Source organism: Halomonas sp. 3A7M, assembly GCF_014897875.1.
GTDB lineage: Bacteria > Pseudomonadota > Gammaproteobacteria > Pseudomonadales > Halomonadaceae > Vreelandella.
Genome location: NZ_JABUZD010000103.1, coordinates 1 through 18170, shown reverse-complemented (window position 1 = coordinate 18170; position 18170 = coordinate 1). Strand labels below are relative to the sequence as shown.

Annotated in this window: 19 protein-coding genes; 5 read left to right on the top strand and 14 right to left on the bottom strand. The window is 52.5% G+C overall.

The features are described 5' to 3' along the window. Nucleotides 1-93: 93 nt before the first annotated feature. Both INT19_RS09090 and INT19_RS09085 read left to right on the top strand, forming a co-directional pair. Nucleotides 94-513 carry a hypothetical protein gene (locus INT19_RS09090; protein ID WP_226917018.1) on the top strand — a complete coding sequence of 140 codons (420 nt, stop codon included), beginning with the start codon at nucleotides 94-96 and terminating at the stop codon, nucleotides 511-513. Nucleotides 514-831: 318 nt separating this feature from the next. Next, a complete protein-coding gene (locus INT19_RS09085) occupies nucleotides 832-1692 on the top strand; it encodes a PA0069 family radical SAM protein (RefSeq protein ID WP_226924553.1) in 861 nt (286 codons plus the stop codon). Here the strand turns inward: INT19_RS09085 and tyrS are convergent. Beyond that, nucleotides 1689-2957: a tyrosine--tRNA ligase gene (tyrS, locus tag INT19_RS09080; protein ID WP_193060514.1), complete on the bottom strand. Its 1269-nt coding sequence runs from the start codon at nucleotides 2955-2957 to the stop codon at nucleotides 1689-1691. The genes INT19_RS09085 and tyrS overlap by 4 nt on opposite strands. A gap of 107 nt (nucleotides 2958-3064) precedes the next feature. Continuing rightward, complete coding sequence (locus INT19_RS09075; protein ID WP_193060513.1) at nucleotides 3065-3919, bottom strand: LuxR C-terminal-related transcriptional regulator; 855 nt, start codon at nucleotides 3917-3919, stop codon at nucleotides 3065-3067. 71 nt (nucleotides 3920-3990) lie between these two features. Between INT19_RS09075 and INT19_RS09070 the strand changes: the two genes are divergently transcribed. Then, nucleotides 3991-4290, top strand: coding sequence for a winged helix-turn-helix domain-containing protein (locus INT19_RS09070; RefSeq protein ID WP_193060512.1), 300 nt, complete (start codon nucleotides 3991-3993; stop codon nucleotides 4288-4290). An 8-nt stretch (nucleotides 4291-4298) separates the two neighbouring features. Here the strand turns inward: INT19_RS09070 and INT19_RS09065 are convergent, their stop codons facing one another. Genes INT19_RS09065 through coxB form a run of 4 tightly spaced genes read right to left on the bottom strand, consistent with a single transcriptional unit; the run spans nucleotide 4299 to nucleotide 10457 of the window. Next, nucleotides 4299-6497, bottom strand: a complete 2199-nt coding sequence (locus tag INT19_RS09065) for a heavy metal translocating P-type ATPase (RefSeq protein WP_193060511.1) — start codon at nucleotides 6495-6497, stop codon at nucleotides 4299-4301. A gap of 23 nt (nucleotides 6498-6520) precedes the next feature. Further along, complete coding sequence (locus INT19_RS09060) at nucleotides 6521-6865, bottom strand: hypothetical protein (protein WP_193060510.1); 345 nt, start codon at nucleotides 6863-6865, stop codon at nucleotides 6521-6523. 5 nt (nucleotides 6866-6870) lie between these two features. Beyond that, nucleotides 6871-9396, bottom strand: a complete 2526-nt coding sequence (gene ctaD / locus INT19_RS09055) for a cytochrome c oxidase subunit I (RefSeq protein ID WP_193060509.1) — start codon at nucleotides 9394-9396, stop codon at nucleotides 6871-6873. Next, nucleotides 9393-10457, bottom strand: a complete 1065-nt coding sequence (gene coxB / locus INT19_RS09050; protein ID WP_193060508.1) for a cytochrome c oxidase subunit II — start codon at nucleotides 10455-10457, stop codon at nucleotides 9393-9395. Before coxB ends, ctaD begins: the two co-directional genes overlap by 4 nt. A gap of 68 nt (nucleotides 10458-10525) precedes the next feature. Between coxB and INT19_RS09045 the strand changes: the two genes are divergently transcribed. After that, nucleotides 10526-10993 carry a DUF2231 domain-containing protein gene (locus INT19_RS09045; RefSeq protein WP_038483151.1) on the top strand — a complete coding sequence of 156 codons (468 nt, stop codon included), beginning with the start codon at nucleotides 10526-10528 and terminating at the stop codon, nucleotides 10991-10993. Between the two features lie 55 nt (nucleotides 10994-11048). On the opposite strand, the gene INT19_RS09040 is transcribed toward INT19_RS09045, so the two are convergent. The 8 genes from INT19_RS09040 to INT19_RS09005 form a co-directional block, all read right to left on the bottom strand. Then, a complete protein-coding gene (locus tag INT19_RS09040) occupies nucleotides 11049-11474 on the bottom strand; it encodes a CopD family protein (protein WP_095604605.1) in 426 nt (141 codons plus the stop codon). A gap of 143 nt (nucleotides 11475-11617) precedes the next feature. After that, a complete protein-coding gene (locus tag INT19_RS09035; protein WP_193060507.1) occupies nucleotides 11618-12484 on the bottom strand; it encodes a DUF2797 domain-containing protein in 867 nt (288 codons plus the stop codon). Next, nucleotides 12468-12752 carry a YeaC family protein gene (locus INT19_RS09030; protein WP_038483142.1) on the bottom strand — a complete coding sequence of 95 codons (285 nt, stop codon included), beginning with the start codon at nucleotides 12750-12752 and terminating at the stop codon, nucleotides 12468-12470. Before INT19_RS09030 ends, INT19_RS09035 begins: the two co-directional genes overlap by 17 nt. Before the next feature lie 11 nt (nucleotides 12753-12763). After that, nucleotides 12764-13615: a rhomboid family intramembrane serine protease gene (locus INT19_RS09025; RefSeq protein ID WP_193060506.1), complete on the bottom strand. Its 852-nt coding sequence runs from the start codon at nucleotides 13613-13615 to the stop codon at nucleotides 12764-12766. A 207-nt stretch (nucleotides 13616-13822) separates the two neighbouring features. Then, complete coding sequence (locus INT19_RS09020) at nucleotides 13823-14809, bottom strand: metallophosphoesterase (protein ID WP_193060505.1); 987 nt, start codon at nucleotides 14807-14809, stop codon at nucleotides 13823-13825. 1 nt (nucleotide 14810) lies between these two features. After that, complete coding sequence (locus INT19_RS09015; RefSeq protein ID WP_038483133.1) at nucleotides 14811-15791, bottom strand: NAD(+) kinase; 981 nt, start codon at nucleotides 15789-15791, stop codon at nucleotides 14811-14813. A 116-nt stretch (nucleotides 15792-15907) separates the two neighbouring features. Beyond that, on the bottom strand, nucleotides 15908-16777 hold the full coding sequence (locus INT19_RS09010; protein WP_193060504.1) for a carboxylate/amino acid/amine transporter: 870 nt from the start codon (nucleotides 16775-16777) through the stop codon (nucleotides 15908-15910). A gap of 85 nt (nucleotides 16778-16862) precedes the next feature. Then, entirely contained in the window at nucleotides 16863-17408 is a 546-nt protein-coding gene (locus INT19_RS09005; RefSeq protein WP_193060503.1) for a YqaE/Pmp3 family membrane protein, read from the bottom strand. Nucleotides 17409-17665: 257 nt separating this feature from the next. On the opposite strand from INT19_RS09005, the gene INT19_RS09000 reads away from it, so the two are divergent. Then, nucleotides 17666-18073: a CBS domain-containing protein gene (locus INT19_RS09000; protein ID WP_038483124.1), complete on the top strand. Its 408-nt coding sequence runs from the start codon at nucleotides 17666-17668 to the stop codon at nucleotides 18071-18073. Nucleotides 18074-18170: the final 97 nt, after the last annotated feature.

Genomic DNA, 18170 nt, shown 5'->3' with positions numbered 1-18170 from the left:
GAATGATCGCTTAAACGAGTGTCCACTGTTGCTGGGTAAGATCAAATCGACCGGTTTCGGCATGACAACACCTGCTGGATTGTAGCGGTAAGCATGATTTCTGAAGGCACAGATATTCAGCGCCTATCTGTTTGCTGCTACCTCAGTCGCATTCGCACCGAGCTTCACTACAGACAGGTTCTGGGCCGTATTTTAAGACAGATGGGTATTGAAGATAAGGAAGCGTGGCTTTACGTGATTGCTGAACCTACCCTGCGTAAATACTCGCAAAGAATCGCGAATGACCTTCCCGAGGATCAATCCACGCTGCAGGCAAAAAAGCTTAATGATCGTCTGACTAAATCCCATGCAGAGCACACAAATGGCATTACCGAGGACGTAAAAGAAAATAAAGGTCACTTCCTTCCCGCAGCAGAGGAGAACAGAAAGAGTGAGCTACAAGTAACTGAGCATTCATTGCTGACGCTGAGTTTTTCTCACTACTACCGTCAGTACCTACTCTCTTTAATGTAATTGATCTGGAGAATTTTTTCTGATGGCAAGGAAGCTTTTTAATACGGAAATTCTTTTCCTTAAGAATTTATCTCATCGTTGCTTTCCAGACAATACCTGCAACATCAGACTCTCCTGCGCCTTTAGCTACGAAGTTGTTTTGGGGAGATTTGTGCAGCGATTAACAAAAGCAACCTAGGATATCTTTTGCAAATAAAATTAAAAATTTGGTACCAGATTACCAATGTGTAGACGCTCTATAGTCATATTGGTGACTAAACTGACGTTTTTTGTAGATCTACAGGAATATCAAATTTAACAATAAAAAACAATTGCTTAATGAATCATATCTACAACTTCACTTTAAGGTGCGACCACTACGCTCGCCCTTCCCACGCCTACTGGGATTTATCACCGGGTCTCGATTTTGAAACTAAATTAATCGCCCGCACAGGCTTAGTTGAGCACTTAACAGACGAGCTTAGCCACCCCCATTATGTCTGTCGTCCTATCAACCTTTCCGGCAACACCGACTGTTATCAGCCACTGGAAGCGAAATACCAAACAACACGTCGTTTATTGGAGCTGCTACTGGCATGCAGGCATCCGGTCACCCTGGTGACTAAAAGCACGCTAATACTGCGGGATTTAGACCTGCTAGCAGAAATGGCCGAGCATCGGTTAGTGCGGGTGCTTGTTAGCCTGACAAGTCTGGATGCCAACCTAAAGCGTACCTTGGAACCCCGGACGGCCTCGCCTCAGGCGCGCTTAAAAGTGATCCGCGAGCTCAACACCGCAGGCATTCCAGTGGGTACGCTGGTCTCACCGATTATTCCTGGCCTTACTGATCACGAAATTGAACGCATTCTTGAAGCGGCCAGCCGGGCTGGCGCGCGCACAGCAACGTGGATGCTGCTGCGCCTGCCCTATGAAGTCGCACCAATGTTTGAAGCATGGCTACAAGCCCACTACCCCGAGCGAGCGGCTAAGGTAATGAGCTTGATTCGCCAATGCCGAAGCGGCAAAAACTACGATGCACAATTTGGTAAACGCTTCCGTGGTGAAGGTGTCTTTGCTGACTTGATCGCCCAGCGCTTTAATCGCGCCAGCCGCCAGTGGAACATGCAGCCACGCACCGAACAGGGCCTGAATACCCGCGACTTTCGACCACCACGGGCGCAAGGGGATTTATTCTATTAGCACGCGCGCTTAAACAGGCAGAAGTGCTTTTTGCCTTTTTGTACGACCCAATAGGTATCAAATAACGCGAAGCTTTCCTCCAAGCGGGTTTGTACAGCCCGTTCGCCGTTCAGGCGCACTGCCCCCTGCTCAATCAGCTCACGAGCTTGGCGTTTAGAGCCAACTAAACCTCCTTTGACGAGTACGCTATCTAACGGCTCTTCTGGCGATATCTGGATACATGGCAAACCATCTAGTGCTAGTTGCTCAAGTTCATGCTGCGTTAGCGTGGCTACGTTGCCGCTGAAGAGCACTTGAGAAATGCGCTGTGCGGTTTTTAGCCCTTCATTACCATGAACGAAACGAGTGACCGCTTCCGCCAGTATCATTTGTGCCTGGGGCTTACCTGCCACGGCTCGATCATTGGCTTCAATCTTGTCAATCTCATCGCAGCTAATAAAGGTGTAGTAGCGTAAAAAACGGTAGACGTCGCTGTCATCAGTGTTTAGCCAAAACTGGTAGAAGTTATAGGGCGACGTTTGCGCTGGATCGAGCCATACAGTGCCACTTTCGGTTTTGCCGAACTTGGTACCGTCTGACTTGGTAATAAGCGGCAGCGTCATCCCCATGACCTGCCCACCATTGAGACGGCGGGTTAAATCGATACCGCTGACAATATTGCCCCACTGATCGTTACCGCCAATCTGCAAACTGCAGCCCAGCGTGCGGTTTAAATAGGCAAAATCGTAGGATTGCAGTAGTGCGTAGCTAAACTCGGTGAACGACATTCCCTGGTCGGGGCGCTCTAGCCGCTGTTTGACCGATTCCCGATTAATCATGGCATTCATGGAAAAGTGCTTGCCCACATCACGGAAGAACTCGATCACATTGATTCCGCTCATCCATTCTGCGTTGTTGACTACCTTAAACGGCGCCTCTAAATGCGCAGCCATCAGCCAGTAGATCTGCTCTTCTAGCGACTTCACCCAGCCTTTAACGGTGTCAGGAGAGTTTAGCGATCGCTCGGTGGCTTTGAAACTAGGGTCGCCAATCATGCCTGTCGCGCCGCCAACCAAGGCAATGCCCTGGTGCCCGGCATCCTGAAAGCGCTTAAGCATCAATAGTGGCACTAGATGCCCAATGTGTAGGCTGCCCGCCGTCGGGTCGAAGCCACAATAGATGGTTTGCGGGGTGCTGAGCAGCTCGTTGAGCGCCTGCCGCTCATGCGTCGACTGCGCAACCAGCCCACGTTGCTTCAGATCCTGCAATAATGCCGTAGCGTCCATGATGCTGCCCCTTTGCAATTAATTAATAGCATTAGGCTAAGGGGCACCTAGATAAAGTACGATATCCCTATAGGGACAAATAGCGATAATAGAGATAAAGGCATTGGTCAGCGGTAGTCAGGCCTAGCTGACGCCGCCACGATATGATTGAGAAACAGGCCGAATAGCTCACTCAGTGAGGTAACGCCCAACTGGGCATAAATGCGTTTGCGGTGATTCTTAACCGTACCGAGGCCTATCGCTAAGTATTCAGCAATCTCCTGGCTATCCATCCCCTGTACCATCAATGCAGCAACCTGCTGCTCTCTTGGAGTTAGTAGTGCTTTCCCAAAGCTTTCGACGGATTGGCGCAGCGTTGCCGCTATGTCACTATTTACTGTCGTGCTAGCAAGATGAAATGGTACTTGCCAATGCTGCTTGCAAAGTGCGGAGAGCACACCCAGGTAACCGGTTAGCCGAGCGCGATCGGCACATGTAAAGCCAGTGTGCTGAGTTTCCGGACCGCTTAATTTCCCCAGGTATATCACCAACCAATCCTCACCACCCAGTTGCAAGATAATGCATACCTCATCCTGCCAGCCCGTTTGCTGATTAAAACCTTGCTGATAAGTATCGCTAACGCGCTTAAATAGAGAGGTGTCTTCGATGCTAAAAACGCCTTGCTCTTGTTGCTGGGCAAGCAGTAGCAAAAATGGGTCTTCCTGATAGGCATCCATCAAATAACGCTGGAACAGTAGTTCGCGCTGCTCCGGTAGGGAGTCGAACAGATAAATAGGGTGTTTAGCGGGTCGGTAGCCCACTATAACAGTACAGTCGAAGGTAACTAATGTACGCAGAAGCTTGGTAAAATGTGAGGTAAAGTGGATAGTGCGCAACGTACTGATGGCACCTGCGAGCGCTTGGTTAATAAGCTCGTTCGAAAACGTTATTTCCTGACTATGCACCGAGCTATCATTTGCCATTACCATCGCCACCCCGCCGCTATGCTGGCTTCATCGTTTTACCGCTATTTTGCGCTTCAACAGGAGATTGCATGACCACCGCTTTAAGCAAAACCAAGTCGAGTTTTTACCGCCGTCTATATGTAGCGTACTTAATTGAGCAAGGTATCGCGAGCGTGCCCGCATTAATTGAGGCCACCGGTATGCCTCGTCGTACCGCGCAGGATACTATCACCTCACTTGCGGAGCTGGATATCGAGTGCGTATTCGAGAAAGGCGAAGGTGAGCGCCATAATATTGGCCACTACCAGATACGTGACTGGGGGGCGATAGATCCTCGCTGGGTTGCTGCTCATGCGGAACGGCTAAAGCAGTCTCTTGGTTACGCTTAAACACTGACTCATTGTTCCTGCTCTGACCATGCTAATCGTGCGGCGTTAAGCGTCACGCTGAGCGAGCTTATTGCCATGGCGAGTACTGCGATCAACGGTGGTATGGCCATGACGACGACCACGCCAAGTGCCAGGGTGTTATAGAGTGCCGAGAAGAAAAGATTTTGCTCCATAACGCGCCGCGTACGCTTGGCAATGCTAAGCAATTTCACTACCCCACCAATCCCTGGCGTCATGAGCTGGGCGGATGCTCCCTCGCGGGCAGCTTCGCTGGCACTCAGTGGGGCAATGCCAGCGTCTGCTGCCGCCAAGCTTAGCGTATCGTTTACGCCATCTCCCACAAACAGTGTTGGCGATGGTAACCCGCGTAATAGCCGTGCCTTGGCTTCCGGAGAGCGCTGGGCATAGCAAGCTTCGCGCACCAGACCAACACGCTCACCTACCCAACTAACCGCGCCCTGACGATCACCACTGATCATTGCAACCAGATAACCTGACCCTAGCAGGCGCTTCACGCTTAGCTCTGCATCGTCTACGGGTTGATCGGTTAGGTAGAACGTCGCCAGCCAGCCTGACTCATCCGCCAGTATTACCTGGGAAGCAAAAGCTAGCGTGGCCTCTTCCGCTTGGGAAGGAACATCAACCTGCTGTCGTGTCAGCCAACCGGCGCTGCCTATCATCAGACATTCACCGTTTACAAGGCGAACACGGCGTCCTTCCCCGGGGAATTCATCAACATCTTCTATGCAAGGCTGAGAGCTTTGTTCATCTTGGCCACCAGACCAGCGCGCCAATGCTTGCGCTAACGGATGTTCGCTCCCGGCAACGGCATTAGTTAGCTTGTGCTGCAACGTGTGTTCATCAATGCCAGCCCGCGATTGCCAGTGCAGTACCGCATGGCATCCTGTCGTTAAGGTTCCGGTTTTATCAAGCGCCACTGAACGAATACGCGCCAAGATTTCTAGCGCGGCGGGGTCACGCAGCGCAATACCTTGTTGCATAGCCTGACCGCTACCGGCAAGACTAGCCAAAGGCACCGCCAGCCCAACGGCACAGGGGCATGCCACCACGAGCACTGAGAGAGCACGCACCAATGCATCCTCCCAGCCCAATCCAACGAGTAGCGCACCAAGCAGCGTCACTAGCGAGAGCACAAGTGCCAAAGGACTTAACCAGGCGGCAAAACGGTCGGCTAGTTTCTGCAGTTGCCCTTTTTGGGCCTGATAGCGGCGCATTTCATGACGCAGTCGATCCAATCGGCGTTTACCAACCCCTGCAGTGACCTGCATTATCAGTGGTGTCGTGCCTAGGTAGCGACAGCCGGCATACACTCTCTGCCCTGCATTGAAGTGACGTGGCAAGCTTTCACCGGTCAGTGAGGCGGTATCAATCCAACCGGGAGCATCAAGAATGCCATCTAGCGTCACTAACTCCCCCGGCGCTAGCTTAACGCGCGTACCCGCGGCCACATCATTAATAGGAAGTAAGACCCAGGCCCCCTTTTGCCAAGCGCTTATAGCCGCATCTGGCAATGCCAGTGCATCCAGCGCTTTCAGCCCACGGTGGCGGCACAGCGTTTCTACCAGTCGCCCAACGAGCAACAACACAATCAGCATAACCGCCGTATCGAAATACACCTCCGACGAGCCGCGCCACAACAACCCAATCGACACACTCACTGCACCGATCGCGCCAAGGCTAACCAGCACATCCATCCCTGGGCGTTTGGCAAGTAACGTGCGCCAGCCTGCTCGGTAAAACGGCAAGCCCGAATACACCACTATGGGTAGCGCAAAGGCACCCGATATCCACGCCACCACTTGCTCTATCGATGCGCTCGGTAGCGCTCCCACATAAATAAGCAGTGATGCCAACATGGTCCACATACCGAATACGGCGCCTACTAACAACCGCAAGGTAAGGTAGCGGCTCTCCTGCTCAAGACGATCATGGGCATCATCGACGGCTTCTAATTCAGTTAGCCGATAACCCAGCCGTTTGACTACCGGCGCAAGCTCCGTCAGATCGACAGCCTCTCGCGCACCTTTCACCCACACGGTTGCCGTGGGGTAGTGGACGCTAACGTCGATGACCCCAGGCAGACGTGCTAGCGCCCCCTCTACTGCCAGAGCACAGCTGGTACACCACATACCATGCAGGGTATAGAGGGGTGTGTCATGGCTAGATGTTTTATCGTCTTCTGGCATCGAGCTAACGTGGGCGTTATGACTTATAGGCAAGGCGGCACACTGATAATCGGCATACCCGCAAACACCACACCGAAAGCGGAAAACAAATATAGCCATGCCGAGACAGTGGCATGAAAGCGCTGGCGACCTTGATGCTGCTTCGCCACTTGGCAACTCCCCCAGGCAAGCGCCGCAAGCCCTACGGCAGTAATGAGACTAACACCACCTAGCGCGGCATTAAGACCTGTAAGCGCTCCCGCTTCTGGCGATGGTGGCGCCACCGCACAGGCTACTGAAAGGCCGCTATAAACCGCCACAAACCATAGGCTCCATAGCGTTAGTCCGATAATTAAGTGGATGGGATGAGTAAAATGTAGTAGTACCATCACCATTATCCTCCTATCACCCGAGGCAGTATCGCCAACGCCCCGACTAACAACCAGAATGTGACCACGTTATAGCGCCAAAGTAGTGCCACTACGGCGGGTTCAAACGGCGCCTGCGCACCCACGTAGCCATAACCAACGCGCATGCCTTGCAACACCGTTAAGATAACCGCTAGGCCACCATGAAAAAGCGCGTAAACAAGCCCCACCAGCATCACCGCATCGTGGGTGGTTTGGGTCGGTGAAAGATCGGCTCGCCACAGCGCCCAGCCAGCGAGCCCCACTTGAAATACGCCTAACACAGCGGCTAAATAGAGGCTTGCTCTTAACCCTGCATCACGCTGCTGACGCAGCCCGCGTACCAGCTTCTCCATCACCACACACCCTGCTATAACCACCCCGCCAGCCATGCCCATTATCAGCAGAGACAGCGGCGGTGTATCTGGCATTTGCCACTCAGGCGAAACAGTCCATAGATAAAACCAGCCAAACAGATAGGAAAGAAAGAACGAACCGTTGGCAATTAAAAACACCGCCATTGCCCAAAGCCCAGGGCCATCCATCGTGCGTGAATGAAGCGGCGGATCGCCTGGTTTTACCCCTGCATCAGGGGCTGCATTCGGGTGTGCGCCGTTCTCCCACGACCAGCGCAGTAGAAACACGCCAGCAATCACTACAAAGATGCCCGCTAGCGCATAGACACGGGTTAATAAACTAATGCACACCACTGCCAGCGCTGCTGCAGCCAACAGCGGCCACCAGGAGTTACCAGGCAGGTGAATGATTTCGCGCACTTTGCCTGTAATCGGGTCGCTACCCCACATTTCACGCCGGCCGTGGGAAGCCACCGCTAAGCCGTGCATACCCTTCGCCATGGTATGTGGCAAATTCGGGTCATTCCACAACGGATGCCGTGTTTCTACAGTAGGTAAGCTGACAAAGTTATAAGCGCTTGGGGGCATCGAGTTAGCCCATTCCAGCGTATCGGCATTCCATGGGTTCTGTTTGGCGGGTTTACCAAACCGGAAGTGCAGCGCGATATCCAGCAACACCATGGCAATACCCGCCGATAGCACAAAGCTGCTGACGGATGAGAGCAGGTTATAAATCTCCCACCCGGAGCCAGCCTCATAGGTATAAACACGCCTGGGCATACCTAAAAGGCCCGTCCAATGCATAATCAGAAACGTACCGTTAAAGCCTAAAAAGGTTAGCCAGAACCCCCAACGCCCGAGGCTTTCAGATGGCATACGCCCGGAAAATAGCGGCAACCAGTAGTAAAGCCCGGCAATGAGTGGGAAGAACATGCCACCCACCAATACATAGTGCATGTGGGCCACCACAAAGTGGGTATCGTGCACCTGCCAGTTAAATGGCACTAGCGCCAACATCACCCCAGTTAAACCACCGCAAACGAAAATAATTAAAAAGCCCATCACCCAAAGCATGGGCAGTTTCATTTTAGGTTTACCTAGCCACAGGGTAGCCAGCCAAACGAACACCTGAATCGCCGTTGGTACCGCCACCAGCATGCTAGCCGCCGAGAAAAATGCCTGAGCCAGCTGTGGGATACCCACTGTAAACATGTGGTGTACCCAAAGCCCAAAACTGATAAAGCCCATAATAGCGATGGCAGCTACCACCCACCCATAACCGACAATAGGCCGCCCGGCAAAAACCGGTATTAGCGTCGAAACAATGCCCGCGGCAGGTAGAAAGATGATGTACACCTCAGGGTGACCAAACAGCCAAAACAGATGCTGCCACAGGATGGGGTCGCCGCCTCCCGCAATCTGGAAAAATGGCATACCAACGGCGCGCTCAAGTTCCAGTAAAACGCTGCCAAGAATCAACGGTGGAAACCCCACCACAATCATCAGTGCCATGGCCAAGATATACCAAGCGAACAACGGCATTTTATGCAGCGCCATGCCCTGAGTGCGAGTGCGCAATATCGACACTACCAACTCTACACCCGCAGACACTGCAGAAATTTCCACAAACGTGATGCCCAACAGCCAAAAATCCGAGCCCAGATCAGGCGAGAACTCTTTACTACTAAGCGGGGTGTACATAAACCAGCCGCTGGACGGCGCCATTTCAATAATCAGGCTGGAAGTAAGAATAATCCCGCCAAATAAATAGCAGAAATAGCCAAGTGATGTTAGCCGAGGGCAGACCAGGTCGCGGGCACCAATCATCTTTGGGATCAGGTAAATCGCCAGCCCTTCCAGCATAGGAATGGCGAACAGGAACATCATCACCGTGCCATGCATGGTGGTGACCTGATTATAAATGTCTGGCGACATAAAGTTTTGGTCGGGCATCGCTAACTGGGTTCGCACCAGCATTGCTAAAATGCCGCCAATCAGGAAAAACACCATCCCCGTGACCATAAAACGTAGGCCAAGCGTGGTGTGATTGACGATAGTTAAGGATCTTAGACCTTTGGGATTCCCCCAAATGGTGTGCAAGTCTTCGTGCAATTGCTGCGGGTCATGCTCAATGGCTTCTTGATTGACACTCTTCATGGTGACAAGGCCTCCAGCCAAGCACCCAGGGCATCCAAGGTGTCCGTTTCAATTTCACTGTGGGTAGGCATCTTATTGCCTGGCTTTAGCGTTTGGTGATGCTGCAACCAGCGACTCACCGCCCCTTCTTCCATGGCAATCACCCCCGCGCCTAGCGTGGCGCGACCGCCCACATCTGAAAGCGTTGGCCCAATGCCCCCTTGGCTAACGCCCGCTACCTGGTGGCAGCGGGCACAATGCGTCATAAAAGCATCTCGCGCGTCGTCGTAAGTAGCATCGGCAACGGCCAGTTCGCTAAGCGTCGTCTCTTGTCTTGCAGTTAACCATGCCTCGAACTCGCTGCGTGGCAAGGCCTCCACATGCAATTGCATATGGGCATGGCCCACGCCGCAAAGTTCGGCACACTGCGCACCAAACACCGCGGGTTCATCAGCTTGTAAACGAATTTTATTTACGCGGCCCGGCAACATATCTATTTTCCCCCCCAGCCGGGGCACCCAAAACGCATGAATCACATCGGCACCACTGACATGAAAATCTACTGGCTCTCCAGCAGGCATCACCAGTTGATTAGCGGTAACAACCTCACCGCCTTCAGCATCGGGATAGCGCACTTCCCACCACCACTGATGGCCAATCACCTCGATAACTTCTGGCGGTTCGCTCATGGGTAGCGTTAGCATCCGCTGGCCGGCGGGAACGCCAAACAGTAGCAGCGCGGTAATGCTGGCCACAGGCAACATAATGCCGCCGCCAATAATCCACCGGCGAGCGATACGGCGCTCCTGGGCAGGTGTGCGTTCCACATTTCTTGGTTTAAAGGCGTAAAGCCAAAGAGCTGTCACCCCAATCAGTACAAGGGTGGCAAATCCGAGCATTACCCACCAAATTAACCGCACGTCTCGCGCAGCAGGCCCAGCAGGGTCTAAGATAGATCTATCACCTGTGCAGCCCGCTAAGCTCACCAGTAAGAAAGTCCCAAGCAAGCATGCTGTTCGACGGACCCATCGTGACGATAAATATGAAATGATGGTGGACGTTACGCCATTACGTTCCCTCATTTGCAATTTTCCTGGCATGCCGTTGGTCTGAATGACTTTTTCGCTTTGTCTAACCACAGGAAGTGACCATGACACTTACTCCCCAACGCTCGATAAAAAGCCGTGCCGCGCTGGCTGGCCATCCGCTTCACCCAGTGATGATCCACTTTCCTGTGGCCGCACTGATGGCGCTGGTCGCCAGCGACCTGGCTTACTGGTATACCCAAGACCCTTTCTGGCTGCGCAGCGGTTTGTGGTTGGCGGGGGTAGGCGCGTTTGGCGGCTGGATTGCTTCGGTAGCGGGCATTATTGACCTGGTCACCGTGGCGCGGATCCGCCGCCTGATCACCGGCTGGAGCCACGCGATTGTGGCCGTTGTCATGCTTTCCCTGGCGTCGCTTAATTGGCTTCTGCGATTTAATGAACCTGGTGCGGTACTGCCCTGGGGGCTGGCCATTTCGCTGGTCACTGCCTGCCTGATCGCGCTGGCAGGCTGGCTGGGCGGCCAGTTGGTATACGAGCATGCTGTCGGCGTCGACGTTGAGAAGTCGCCTTAACAGCGCAATGTCGGCAATAGTAGTGTTGGCACTTAAGGGAATAATCTTCATTGCGTTAACTCCAAGCCAGCGGTTTGGAGAGCACAAACCCAAGCACACCCAATATCCCCGTTAACGCGAGGATTAAGGCGCATAGACTGGCAACTTTTACGCCTTTGAAAATCCCCATTTCCAGCCGCAAAATCAGCCAACCGAAACAGCCGTGGGCAGCCACCATTAGCACCACGGCACCTAGCTTTAGAATTAACCACCCCCCAAGAAGGCCATGCAGCAGAAACAGCAGCGTGCCCGACGCGATGGCGACCAAGGCAGCAGGTGTTGCGATGGAGTTATAGAAGAAACGTGGCATGGGGGGCGTGCCTTGAGCGAATCCAGCGTCTTTACGCAGCTGGAGCGCATGCAAAAGCAGAGCGGGTAAATAGAGAAGCGCGCCGCACCAAGTAACTAGCGCGGCGATGTGCAGAAGTTTTAGCCATGGCATTGAGGCTTCCTTGCGTTGCGTAAGGCGATAACGGGATTCACCCCAGATAACCTTAGTTAACAAAAGCGACTCTAGCTAGGCAGGATAGCGAAGATAGGCAGTTATAATCAGTTAAAAGCCCGCGTTAGGAGATATAGCGAAGGCTACTCCACAGCGATTTCGTAACCGGTGAATTTACGCAGGTTAATAACCCCGCTATCAAAGATCAGGTACTGCCCTTTTACACCTTGAAGAGTACCTTCAACCAGCGGCTGCTTATCAAAATTATGGGACGTCACCTTACTTGGGAAAGTCGCCACGGGATAATGAAAGTCCAGCGGCGTTTCATCCAGCGTACGAATGGCATCCGCACCGTGCACGTCACGTAACTGCCCTAACCCATCGGCTAACAGGTTAAAAAGACGGTCACGCTCTGCGCACAAATCCAATGGTTTCACCTCGCCTTTAAGCATGGCACGCCAGTTAGTTCGGTCGGCCACCTGCTCTTTAAAGAGCATTTCGACAAAACCAGACTGTTGCCGGGTATTTACCTCAAGAATGGGCAATGCCTGAATGGCCCCTTGGTCCAGCCAGCGGGTTGGCATTTGCGTTTTGCGGGTGATACCTACCTTCAAACCGGATGAGTTCGCTAAGTAGACAATGTGTGGCTGGAAGCAGTGTTTTTCGCCCCACTCGGGGTCCCGGCAGGTGCCCTGATGATAGTGGCACGTCTCGGGTTTCATGATGCATGTATCACACTGGGCTAAACGCTTAAAGCAGGGGTAACAGTAGCCTTGAGCAAAACTTTTTTTGGTTGCCCGCCCGCAGTGGGTGCAAGCAATCGCACCGCTCCAGGCAAGTCGCATCGGCGAGCCGATACGCTCATTCAGAGGCATTCGATGGTCGCCCGCGCGAAGGTGATACACCACCCGATCATCTTGGCGACTAGGCAAATCAGCCGCCATTTTTTGCAAACATCCTTGCACCGGGGATGCTACCGAGGCAAACAGATCATCAGTCACGCGTGGCATCCCGGGCAAGGCCTGCCATTTCAGGGGAAACACCGGCACCGGTCGCGCCAGCACCACAGGTACGCTGCTCCAGATAGCCGACACGACTCTCTTCAGGAACGTTATTCTCCACCTCAAAACGCATCACCGCTTCCAGGCACAATTCGGTCTGTTCTGGCGTTAAATACCGGCCATCGGGCCATTTGCGCAACGCCACTGCCTGCTTAAGGCTTTCGTAAATAGCGGGCGTCATTTGGTTAATCATTTTATCGAAGGTCATGTCACTCATCGTAGGCACCTTTAATGTTTGCTTCGTTTGGATGAATAATACCAGCCTGTGACCAGCCCCACGAGCAGCCCGCCCAAGTGCGCTTCATTCGCTACGTTGCCAAAACCCACGCTACCGGCAATATCGGTCATGGTGAACACCATCCAGCCCAGCATGAAGACGACTAGCATCTGGGGGACGAAAAATCCGCTTTGCGGGGCACGATAAGACATCAGCCACACATGGGCCAGCAAGGCGTAAACCACACCAGACATACCGCCAAACAGCACTGTGCCAGTGACATATTGCGCAATGTTAGCGCCAATACCGGCAACCAGAAGCAGTAGCAGCATGGTACGACTACCCTGAAGCTGCTCGATTTGACGCCCGAAGTACCATACCCACATCAGGTTGAAGATCAAATGCATCCAGCCAAAGTGTAAAAACGCAGGCGACAGTAAGCGCCATACTTGGCCAGACATCATTGTGTCACTAAGGTTGCCATATACGAGCTGCCCACCTGAAACGCCCACTGGCACGATGGTGAGCCCTACAATTAGTAAGTCGCCAAATACCCCTGTTAGGGCAAAAACACATAGGCTAATACCAATCATCAGCGCTGTAACCGGCACTTGGCGCAACATCGGCACCAAACGATTCATCCCGCTTCGGTGGGTGGGTCGAACAGTCGTCGTAATCAGAGGCTCACCTCGCTCCCAGCGACTCACCAACGATCTCATTTCATCATGCTGGCGCGGGTCGGCAACCCATAGCAGCTGGCCATCTGCTTCATCGGTAATGCGGTGACCAATGCGGTAGTGCCATAGAGCTTTACGCAGCTCTTTTGTGTCCGCGCCCGTGGGTAAAAGCATTACTGGATGCATGGCAGGTTCCTTTCAACCAATAAGAATCGGCGTAACGTCACGCCGCGTCACCAACGGATAGACGAAAAAAATCCGGCGGAGGGGGCCGCCGGATCAAAAAGCAAGGGATCATTCAAGGGAACACTTACTCTGATAACCGACAACACCGTTAGTTCAGCGATTTTGAAAAAAATATGTAACCGTGTGTAAAGCTGGAAAATATCGCTATTAATCAAAATCTATTTCCCACGGTTTAGGCAGTGCACGCTCCTCTTTTGGCACCTGTATCCACACAAAATGATCAGCGTTGAGCCGCGCTTCTCCGCTCCAGCGATAAGCCACTAAACGGCCAAATTTCACCGCACTATAATCCAAGCAGGCAATGTTGTGTGCTGGTAAGGCGGGAATACCCTCGCACCAGTAATGGCCGATAAATAAAGGTGGCTGTTCAGGGCCGTAATAACTAAGGCGCTGACGTTCAGTATCGGTCAGCGTTCTGGTCTCTAGGTCACCAGGAAGGTTATCTGGCTGAAATACCACGTCCCCCCACTGCTGGGGGTTCGCTGACCAAAAGTGCGCACGAAAGCTCTGCCTGGTAAAGCCATCGCCTGAGTGTATCGCAATGCCTTTTGGTAACGGTATATGAGGCCCACGGGTTAGGCGATCAAGTATACGAAAGGCTTGTGTCGAGGGGTCAGTGGACTCAACCAGAAAGTGATTGTCCATGCAGGCGTTGGGCGCGCGCTGTTTGAGCTGTCGAATCAACTCGTCATCCCAGCAGGCATGCACCACACGAATCCCATCCAGCTCCAGACAGAGTGGAATAGTCTTAAACCACGCCAAGGTGTCTTCCCACTCGTTTGTATAATCGCGGTACTGAGCCAGCGTGTCTTCAATAATACGGTTATGGCGCGGCGTATGTTCGCGCAGCCAGCGCTTGTTGCTACCAGGGGGCGCAGGGTGCGTATAGGCCAGGGCATTATATTCATGATTACCCATGACAATATATGCTTCGCCCTCTTCAACCATTCTGCGTGCGATGGTAACCGCTAGACGAATACGCGGGCCACGATCAATTAAATCACCTAAAAAGATCACTTTTCGGCGTGGGTGACGATATACCCCGCCCCGCCGATGATAGCCAAGCCGTTCTAATAACGCTGCCAGCGTTGCACCACACCCATGTACATCACCGATTAAATCGTAGCCCTCCATATTAATCCCCTAGCCGATGGCTCCAGCCGAGTTTACTGCGCAACACTTCATAGAAGTTATGCCCAATAGGATGCACGAGCTGAACGCGCTCTGGTTTTCGTTGAATAACGAGCACATCGTCAGGTTTAGCCACGGCACGAGTTTGTCCGTCGCAGCTGATATGGGGATAGGTCTGATTGGTTTCACCAATGTGAACACGGATTTCACTGGCAGCGTCAATCACAATAGGACGACTCGACAGCGTATGAGGGAACATGGGCACCAACGTCACTACATCAAGTTTGGGGTGCATGATTGGCCCGCCGCCAGAAAGTGCATAGGCGGTTGAACCAGTGGGCGTGGCAATAATTAAGCCGTCACTACGCTGGCTATACACAAACTGCCCATCAATAAACAGTTCGAACTCAATCATGCGCACCGCTTTACCTGGATGAACCACCACTTCATTGAGCGCAGCACCGCTACCCACCGCTTTACCGTTTCGGTACAACACGGCATCTAGCAAGAAACGCTCTTCAACTTCAAACTCTCCCGCCAGCACTTCGCCAACCCGACTTTCTAGTTCATCAGGAGAAATATCCGTTAAAAAGCCTAACCGCCCCCGGTTCACGCCTAACATCAATGTACCGCTAAGGCATAGCGTGCGGGCAGCCCCGAGAAGGCTACCATCTCCCCCCACAACGATGACCAAATCGCACAGCTCCCCCAACATGCGGCGGCTGGCTTCAGGCAGTCCATGGTTCGGTAACACCGTTGCGGTCCGGTCTTCAATCAGAACTTTATAATCGTGGGCAACTAGATAGCTGACCAACCGCTTAAGCGAATCGACCACTTTGTCACTGCCTAAGCGGCCGATTAAGCCGATTGTTTTAAAGGACGTCGCTTTAGAGGACGTCGCTTTTTTAAGGGGCGCTTCTTCTAAAGGCTGCGTGCGTTCGGCCTGGCTCAAGGGTGCTAAACCTGACGATGGGGTGTTAGACATGGACAACTCTCGCTGGCATCAGCCCACATTATGGAGAGTATGAGGGTGTCGAGCAAATTGCCCAGCGCAACGCGAAACCGCTGGTTACTCTGGGCAAAAACAATAGCTTGAATTAGTTAGACAGATATAGCGCGACGACGCTGCAACCACCAGTGATTTAACCACAGAGAAGCGGCCATGATAGCGGCGCCCAATAGTAGCTTGCCTATATCTGCATCCCGGTTCCAAATCACCAGATTAACCACCAAACCAGCGGGTACCAATGCATTGTTCATTATCGCCAGTGTTCCTGCATCGACCTTGGTGGCTCCTTGGTTCCAAGCAAAATAACCCACGCCAGAAGCGACTAGCCCAAGCCATGCCAATACACTCCACTGCACCGGTGTACTGGGCAGCGCTGCCGTATTACCAAACAGCAAAAAGGCCGGGAGTGCCACTAGCATTGCGCCGATAAAGAACCAGCCAAAAACGTTATGCCACGCCAAGGTGGGCGGCAAATCAGCTGCGAGACGACGATAGCCAACCTGACCTAACGCAAAACAGAGATTAGCCCCCTGCACTACCAAAAAGCCCAGCAAGAACCCACTATCAATACCATCGTAACGAATGACGCCTGCCCCGATCACCGCCAATAGGGCGGTCACTAAATAAATAGGCGTGAAGCGCTTAAACATTAGGTCATCTAGAAGTGCAATATAAACTGGCGTGAAAATCGTGAATAACAGAACCTCAGGAACCGATAGCAGTAAAAACGAGTGATAGAAGAAGGTGTACATGACGCCTAACTGCACCGCACCCAATGCCATTAACGCTAAACGCTGTTTTCCCCGCAGCAAGCTGGGCCGTAAAAATGGCAGGAACACCAGCATGGCGAGCGTTACCCGTACAAGCACCGCAAAGTAGCTGTCTACTTGGCCTGCCAGATATACACCAATCAACGAGAATGAGAACGCCCACAGCGCCGTCACGCTAACAAGGTAGCCCATAGTAAACCCCACCGAAAAGAAAAGTTGACAGGGATTATACGCGCTTCACAACAACTGCCAATGGGCTAGGCGAAGAATCGCTAGCTTAGTGCTTTTTTAACCATATAAACGCATGCACTACGCCAGGAAGCCAGCCCAACAACGTCAATACAACACTAAGAGCAACACGTTTTGCCCCGCCCTCTGTTAACCCAACGGCCAAAGGCGGTAGCAAAACGGCTAACGCGCGGTAGGCAAACAGAACCGATGTCGGTTGAGGCGATGCTGGCACGCCTTCAGAAGCAATAGGTGATTGGGTTTGATGCTTAAGCGCGCTATCAGCCTCATTTGTTTGCACGGTAGGCGTAAAGTGCTCTACCGCCGCTTGCGCTTGCTCAGCTTGCTGCTTCTCTTTAGCTAGTGCTTTTTGGTGAGCCTCTTTATCAATTTTCTGCTCTAACGTTTCCGCGCCGTCTGCCAAATCATCGTGATGGCGCTCCCAATCTTCCCAATCATGTGGTGTACCGGATTTTGGACGCTGGCTACCTGCCCCACGAGCTCTCTCCCACGCTTTTTCTTCTAATGTGTTGGGCCGTTCAGGGTCTCTTTCTATGCCAACGCCTTTGCGATTGAGGTATTCACGTGCGTCCATACTGACTCCTTGCAGCTTCTGGAATGAAGCAAAGCGTTGAATGTACCAATAATAAGGACAACGCAGGGTGAGTTAAATCTTCTACATTAATAGAATTATAGGTCTCGTGGCTCATGGCTCTTATGACTCATAGGTCTTGTGACTCATAGCTCTCGTGACTCATGGTTCTTGTGATTCATGGCTTTCATGCCGCAAGCAGTTATTGCTCTACTCTCTTTAAGAGTGAAACTGCGCGTATTACGTCAAGGAGTGTCAAGATGAATAATAGAACCCCCGATACCGTACGCGATGTCATGTCACGGGACTGCTATCGCGTCACTGGCCAAACCTCTATCACCAACTTAGCCCAAGGTTTGGCATTGCATCGCTTACCAGGCGCTCCAGTGGTAGATGCGTCTGATCGGTTGATTGGTTTTATATCCGAACAGGACGTGATGGGTCGCGTATTGGACAGCATCTACCACGATGATGAAGCGCCGCTGGTACGTGAGTTAATGCGCCAAGACGTGCTCACCACAACGCCCAATAAAAGCATCACCGACTTAGCACAGGAAATGCTCGGAGCAAAACCAAAGGTTTATCCCGTTGTGGAGCAGCAACGTTTAGTGGGGATTGTCACACGCCGCGATATCTTAATGGCGCTGCTAACGATTCGTCGACACTAACTATCGCCGTACTATCTATTGCCGTACTACGTCAGAAAACGACCGATTGATAAGATCGAGTAGGAAGGGGAGTCGCCTCCCCTGTCCTCTCACACCA

What these genes read in the sequence shown, in the direction of transcription:
- INT19_RS09005 (WP_193060503.1), bottom strand. Translation starts at nt 17,408, where the DNA reads ATGGACGCACGTGAATACCTCAATCGCAAAGGCGTTGGCATAGAAAGA.
- INT19_RS09010 (WP_193060504.1), bottom strand. Translation starts at nt 16,777, where the DNA reads ATGGGCTACCTTGTTAGCGTGACGGCGCTGTGGGCGTTCTCATTCTCG.
- INT19_RS09040 (WP_095604605.1), bottom strand. Translation starts at nt 11,474, where the DNA reads ATGCCATGGCTAAAACTTCTGCACATCGCCGCGCTAGTTACTTGGTGC.
- INT19_RS09085 (WP_226924553.1), top strand. Translation starts at nt 832, where the DNA reads ATGAATCATATCTACAACTTCACTTTAAGGTGCGACCACTACGCTCGC.
- ctaD (WP_193060509.1), bottom strand. Translation starts at nt 9,396, where the DNA reads ATGAAGAGTGTCAATCAAGAAGCCATTGAGCATGACCCGCAGCAATTG.
- INT19_RS09060 (WP_193060510.1), bottom strand. Translation starts at nt 6,865, where the DNA reads ATGGTACTACTACATTTTACTCATCCCATCCACTTAATTATCGGACTA.
- INT19_RS09000 (WP_038483124.1), top strand. Translation starts at nt 17,666, where the DNA reads ATGAATAATAGAACCCCCGATACCGTACGCGATGTCATGTCACGGGAC.
- INT19_RS09075 (WP_193060513.1), bottom strand. Translation starts at nt 3,919, where the DNA reads ATGGCAAATGATAGCTCGGTGCATAGTCAGGAAATAACGTTTTCGAAC.
- INT19_RS09015 (WP_038483133.1), bottom strand. Translation starts at nt 15,791, where the DNA reads ATGTCTAACACCCCATCGTCAGGTTTAGCACCCTTGAGCCAGGCCGAA.
- INT19_RS09070 (WP_193060512.1), top strand. Translation starts at nt 3,991, where the DNA reads ATGACCACCGCTTTAAGCAAAACCAAGTCGAGTTTTTACCGCCGTCTA.
- INT19_RS09030 (WP_038483142.1), bottom strand. Translation starts at nt 12,752, where the DNA reads ATGAGTGACATGACCTTCGATAAAATGATTAACCAAATGACGCCCGCT.
- INT19_RS09065 (WP_193060511.1), bottom strand. Translation starts at nt 6,497, where the DNA reads ATGCCAGAAGACGATAAAACATCTAGCCATGACACACCCCTCTATACC.
- INT19_RS09035 (WP_193060507.1), bottom strand. Translation starts at nt 12,484, where the DNA reads ATGCCACGCGTGACTGATGATCTGTTTGCCTCGGTAGCATCCCCGGTG.
- INT19_RS09020 (WP_193060505.1), bottom strand. Translation starts at nt 14,809, where the DNA reads ATGGAGGGCTACGATTTAATCGGTGATGTACATGGGTGTGGTGCAACG.
- tyrS (WP_193060514.1), bottom strand. Translation starts at nt 2,957, where the DNA reads ATGGACGCTACGGCATTATTGCAGGATCTGAAGCAACGTGGGCTGGTT.
- INT19_RS09090 (WP_226917018.1), top strand. Translation starts at nt 94, where the DNA reads ATGATTTCTGAAGGCACAGATATTCAGCGCCTATCTGTTTGCTGCTAC.
- INT19_RS09025 (WP_193060506.1), bottom strand. Translation starts at nt 13,615, where the DNA reads ATGCATCCAGTAATGCTTTTACCCACGGGCGCGGACACAAAAGAGCTG.
- INT19_RS09045 (WP_038483151.1), top strand. Translation starts at nt 10,526, where the DNA reads ATGACACTTACTCCCCAACGCTCGATAAAAAGCCGTGCCGCGCTGGCT.
- coxB (WP_193060508.1), bottom strand. Translation starts at nt 10,457, where the DNA reads ATGAGGGAACGTAATGGCGTAACGTCCACCATCATTTCATATTTATCG.